2 tRNA genes and 3 rRNA genes are annotated in these 5,787 nt (G+C 45.4%); all 5 read left to right on the forward strand.

Annotated elements, in window-relative coordinates:
- Positions 1-461 precede the first annotated feature (461 nt).
- The 5 genes from EK417_RS16560 (at position 462) to rrf (ending at position 5,672) form a co-directional block, all read left to right on the forward strand.
- Positions 462-1,978: ribosomal RNA gene (locus EK417_RS16560) — 16S ribosomal RNA — on the forward strand.
- A gap of 297 nt (positions 1,979-2,275) precedes the next feature.
- Positions 2,276-2,349, forward strand: a tRNA-Ile gene (locus EK417_RS16565).
- A gap of 86 nt (positions 2,350-2,435) precedes the next feature.
- A tRNA-Ala gene (locus EK417_RS16570) sits at positions 2,436-2,509 on the forward strand.
- A 153-nt stretch (positions 2,510-2,662) separates the two neighbouring features.
- A 23S ribosomal RNA gene (locus EK417_RS16575) occupies positions 2,663-5,419 on the forward strand.
- A 145-nt stretch (positions 5,420-5,564) separates the two neighbouring features.
- Positions 5,565-5,672, forward strand: a 5S ribosomal RNA gene (rrf, locus tag EK417_RS16580).
- The 16S, 23S and 5S rRNA genes sit together here with 2 tRNA genes alongside, the layout of an rRNA operon.
- Positions 5,673-5,787: the final 115 nt, after the last annotated feature.

The following is a 5,787-nucleotide window of genomic DNA, read 5'->3' on the forward strand; positions in this document are numbered from 1 at the left end:
TTTATGTTAACTAAACTTGTTTTGCTTTGTAATAAGTTATTATCTTTGCCCCACTGAAAACGAGAGATAATCAGTAGCGCAGAAGAGCCTTTAGGTGGGCATAAACGATATTACTTCAAAAAAGAGACGGACGAAAAAAACTTTACAATTTTTTGAGAAAAAAGTTGTCAGTTTAAAAATAGTTAGTATCTTTGCAGTCCCAATTAGAGGGAGCGCAGGAGTATAGAGATTGAGGGTTTTAGAAGAGTTAAGGTTACTTAAAAAACTTTAAAATTTTCTTCAGAAACATTTGGTCATTAAAAAATAAAGTTTTACTTTTGCACTCGCAAATACGGAGCGACACTGACAGAAAGATTGCTTCGTTATAAAGCGAAAGATAAAAAGATCATTGACATACAATATAACAACCAAGTAAGGAAAAACTAAAGCGTTAAAAAACTTTGAGTGAGTCAGACAAACATACAATGGAGAGTTTGATCCTGGCTCAGGATGAACGCTAGCGGGAGGCCTAACACATGCAAGCCGAGCGGTATGGATCTTTCGGGATCCAGAGAGCGGCGTACGGGTGCGGAACACGTGTGCAACCTGCCTTTATCAGGGGGATAGCCTTTCGAAAGGAAGATTAATACCCCATAATATTTAGAATGGCATCATTTTAAATTGAAAACTCCGGTGGATAGAGATGGGCACGCGCAAGATTAGATAGTTGGTGAGGTAACGGCTCACCAAGTCTGCGATCTTTAGGGGGCCTGAGAGGGTGATCCCCCACACTGGTACTGAGACACGGACCAGACTCCTACGGGAGGCAGCAGTGAGGAATATTGGACAATGGGTGCGAGCCTGATCCAGCCATCCCGCGTGAAGGACGACGGCCCTATGGGTTGTAAACTTCTTTTGTATAGGGATAAACCTACCCTCGTGAGGGTAGCTGAAGGTACTATACGAATAAGCACCGGCTAACTCCGTGCCAGCAGCCGCGGTAATACGGAGGGTGCAAGCGTTATCCGGATTTATTGGGTTTAAAGGGTCCGTAGGCGGATGTGTAAGTCAGTGGTGAAATCTCACAGCTTAACTGTGAAACTGCCATTGATACTGCATGTCTTGAGTGTTGTTGAAGTAGCTGGAATAAGTAGTGTAGCGGTGAAATGCATAGATATTACTTAGAACACCAATTGCGAAGGCAGGTTACTAAGCAACAACTGACGCTGATGGACGAAAGCGTGGGGAGCGAACAGGATTAGATACCCTGGTAGTCCACGCCGTAAACGATGCTAACTCGTTTTTGGGTTTTCGGATTCAGAGACTAAGCGAAAGTGATAAGTTAGCCACCTGGGGAGTACGAACGCAAGTTTGAAACTCAAAGGAATTGACGGGGGCCCGCACAAGCGGTGGATTATGTGGTTTAATTCGATGATACGCGAGGAACCTTACCAAGGCTTAAATGGGAAATGACAGGTTTAGAAATAGACTTTTCTTCGGACATTTTTCAAGGTGCTGCATGGTTGTCGTCAGCTCGTGCCGTGAGGTGTTAGGTTAAGTCCTGCAACGAGCGCAACCCCTGTCACTAGTTGCCATCATTAAGTTGGGGACTCTAGTGAGACTGCCTACGCAAGTAGAGAGGAAGGTGGGGATGACGTCAAATCATCACGGCCCTTACGCCTTGGGCCACACACGTAATACAATGGCCGGTACAGAGGGCAGCTACACAGTGATGTGATGCAAATCTCGAAAGCCGGTCTCAGTTCGGATTGGAGTCTGCAACTCGACTCTATGAAGCTGGAATCGCTAGTAATCGCGCATCAGCCATGGCGCGGTGAATACGTTCCCGGGCCTTGTACACACCGCCCGTCAAGCCATGGAAGTCTGGGGTACCTGAAGTCGGTGACCGTAACAGGAGCTGCCTAGGGTAAAACAGGTAACTAGGGCTAAGTCGTAACAAGGTAGCCGTACCGGAAGGTGCGGCTGGAACATCTCATTTTAGAGCGTCTTAAAGACGTTAAACAAAATCAGTGTCTTAGACACAAAGTACTTGTTCAAAGTAAAGCTTTAGTTTTTTGTTTGGTTGGTTTATAAGTAAAAAGGTAAAAGTAAAAAGAGCCAAGTGTAACAGTTTGGAAGATCATATTACTTATTACCCATTACTTATAATTTAAATATAAAAACATAACCCACTAGAAATTAGTAATAGGGAAGAAGAGATTTTAGATTATAAATTATAGATTTTAGATTTGAAAATTAATTTAAAATTCAAAATTTAAAATTTAAAATTAAATGAAGTCTCGTAGCTCAGCTGGTTAGAGCGCTACACTGATAATGTAGAGGTCGGCAGTTCGAGCCTGCCCGAGACTACTAATTGAAATAGAGGTTAGAAATTAGAAATTAGAAGTTAGTTTTTTACTAATATCTAATTACTAACATCTAACATCTGACTAGAGGGGGAATTAGCTCAGCTGGCTAGAGCGCCTGCCTTGCACGCAGGAGGTCAAGGGTTCGACTCCCTTATTCTCCACAGTTTTGGAAGACTGATTTAAAAGTTACGGATGGAGCCAAAAACAACATCTGTTCATCAGTTGTACAAGAAGACATTAAGATCATTGACATTAACGGTAAAGACATCACAAAGAGAAAACCGAGCGCATAAAGCGCTTGAGTAACCAATAGGAAAGAAATCGTTAAGGGCGTATGGCGGATGCCTAGGCTTTCAGAGGCGAAGAAGGACGTGGTAAGCTGCGAAAAGCTGCGGGGATTGGCACACACGAATAGATCCGCAGATGTCCGAATGGGGCAACCCGGCATGTTGAAGACATGTCACCTCTTAGGAGGAGCAAACCCGGAGAACTGAAACATCTAAGTACCCGGAGGAAAAGAAATCGAAGAGATTCCGTAAGTAGTGGCGAGCGAAAGCGGATTAGCCCAAAAGTCTTTTTATGTTTAATAGAATGTTCTGGAAAGAACAGCCGTAGAGGGTGATAGCCCCGTATATGAAAGGCATAATAAGATGATAAATGAGTAGGGCGGGACACGTGAAATCCTGTCTGAATATGGGGGGACCATCCTCCAAGGCTAAATACTCCTGAAAGACCGATAGTGAACAAGTACTGTGAAGGAAAGGTGAAAAGCACTTCGAATAGAAGGGTGAAATAGAACCTGAAACCGTACGCCTACAAGCGGTCGGAGCAGCGTAAAGCTGTGACGGCGTGCCTTTTGCATAATGAGCCTACGAGTTAATTTTACTAGCGAGGTTAAGGTATTAAGTACCGGAGCCGGAGCGAAAGCGAGTCTGAATAGGGCGCATAGTTAGTAGGATTAGACGCGAAACCTTGTGATCTACCCATGGGCAGGTTGAAGCTCTGGTAACACAGAGTGGAGGACCGAACCGGTTGACGTTGAAAAGTCTTCGGATGACCTGTGGGTAGGGGTGAAAGGCCAATCAAACTGGGAGATAGCTCGTACTCTCCGAAATGCATTTAGGTGCAGCGTCGCAAAAAGTTTATTAGAGGTAGAGCTACTGATTGGATGCGGGGGTTTCATCGCCTACCAATTCCTGACAAACTCCGAATGCTAATAAATGTTGTGCGGCAGTGAGGGCATGGGTGCTAAGGTCCATGTCCGAGAGGGAAAGAACCCAGACCAACAGCTAAGGTCCCCAAATATATGTTAAGTTGAAACAACGCGGTTGGACTGCATTGACAGCTAGGATGTTGGCTTGGAAGCAGCCATTCATTTAAAGAGTGCGTAACAGCTCACTAGTCGAGCGGTCCGGCATGGATAATAATCGGGCATAAACATATTACCGAAGCTATGGATTTATATATTATATATATCTGGTAGGAGAGCATTCTATTTGCGCCGAAGCAGTACTGTGAGGTATTGTGGAGCGGATAGAAAAGAAAATGTAGGCATAAGTAACGATAAAGCAGGCGAGAAACCTGCTCACCGAAAGACCAAGGCTTCCTCAGCCATGCTAATCAGCTGAGGGTTAGTCGGGACCTAACGCGAACCCGAAAGGGGTAGTGGATGGACAATGGGTTAATATTCCCATACTTGCTCACAATAAAAGGGGACGGTTGGATGTATCTGCTGGAGACTGACGGAATAGTCAAGGCTTAGCCTTCGGGCGAAGCTGCTGTAGAGTAATCTGATCCAAGAAAAGCCGAAGTGAAGCAACCCGTACCAAAACCGACACAGGTGGTCGAGGAGAGAATCCTAAGGTGCTCGAGTGAGTCGTGGCTAAGGAACTAGGCAAAATAGTCTCGTAACTTCGGAAGAAGAGACGCCAGCAGCAATGTTGGCCGCAGTGAAGAGGCCCAGGCGACTGTTTATCAAAAACACAGGACTCTGCTAAATCGAAAGATGCTGTATAGGGTCTGACACCTGCCCGGTGCTGGAAGGTTAAGGAAGGTGCTTAGGGTTAAACCGAAGGCATTAACTGAAGCCCCAGTAAACGGCGGCCGTAACTATAACGGTCCTAAGGTAGCGAAATTCCTTGTCGGGTAAGTTCCGACCTGCACGAATGGTGTAACGATCTGGGCACTGTCTCAGCCACGAGCTCGGTGAAATTGTAGTATCGGTGAAGATGCCGATTACCCGCAATGGGACGAAAAGACCCTGTGAACCTTTACTATAACTTCGTATTGACTTTGAGTAAGTAATGTGTAGGATAGGTGGGAGGCTTTGAAGCAGGCACGCTAGTGTTTGTGGAGCCAACGTTGAAATACCACCCTTTACTTACTTGGAGCCTAACTTCTGAAAGGAAGGACATTGCGTGGTGGGTAGTTTGACTGGGGTGGTCGCCTCCAAAAGAGTAACGGAGGCTTTCAAAGGTACCCTCAGCACGCTTGGTAACCGTGCGTAGAGTGTAATGGCATAAGGGTGCTTGACTGTGAGACCTACAAGTCGATCAGGTGCGAAAGCAGGACATAGTGATCCGGTGGTTCCGTATGGAAGGGCCATCGCTCATAGGATAAAAGGTACTCCGGGGATAACAGGCTAGTCTCCCCCAAGAGCTCACATCGACGGGGAGGTTCGGCACCTCGATGTCGGCTCGTCACATCCTGGGGCTGGAGAAGGTCCCAAGGGTTGGGCTGTTCGCCCATTAAAGTGGCACGCGAGCTGGGTTCAGAACGTCGTGAGACAGTTCGGTCTCTATCTATTGCGGGCGTTAGATGTTTGAGAGGGCTTGATTCTAGTACGAGAGGACCGAATTGAACAAACCTCTGGTGTATCAGTTGTACCGCCAGGTGCACCGCTGAGTAGCTACGTTTGGAAGAGATAAGCACTGAAAGCATATAAGTGCGAAACTCGCCTCAAGATGAGACATCTTTTAAGGGTCGTTGTAGATGACGACGTTGATAGGCTATAGGTGTAAAGACAGTAATGTCATAGCCAAGTAGTACTAATTACCCGTAGATTTATAGCCTTTGGTTGCTATATCTAATTATCATATAATAAATGACAAGTACTTTATGCGCAGTAAAGGTTTTGTCTTTGTGAAAGTTTTTATCGCTTAAAAACGCAATAAGCTTAAGGCGTAAAGCCTAATGCTTAAAGCTATATACCTTCTTTAGGGTGGTTTTAGCGGTGGGGCTCACCTGTTCCCATTCCGAACACAGAAGTTAAGCCCACCAGCGCCGATGGTACTGCTAACGCGGGAGAGTAGGCCGCCGCCAGTTTTTATTTTATTTTTAAAAATCCTTTATCTGATTGATAAAGGATTTTTTTTTGCTTTATACCCAAGCAGGGAACCCTAAACTCATACATAATGAGTAATGGGTAATGAGTAATAGA

Source organism: Chryseobacterium candidae (assembly GCF_004916905.1).
In the GTDB taxonomy this organism is placed as follows: Bacteria; Bacteroidota; Bacteroidia; order Flavobacteriales; family Weeksellaceae; genus Chryseobacterium; species Chryseobacterium candidae.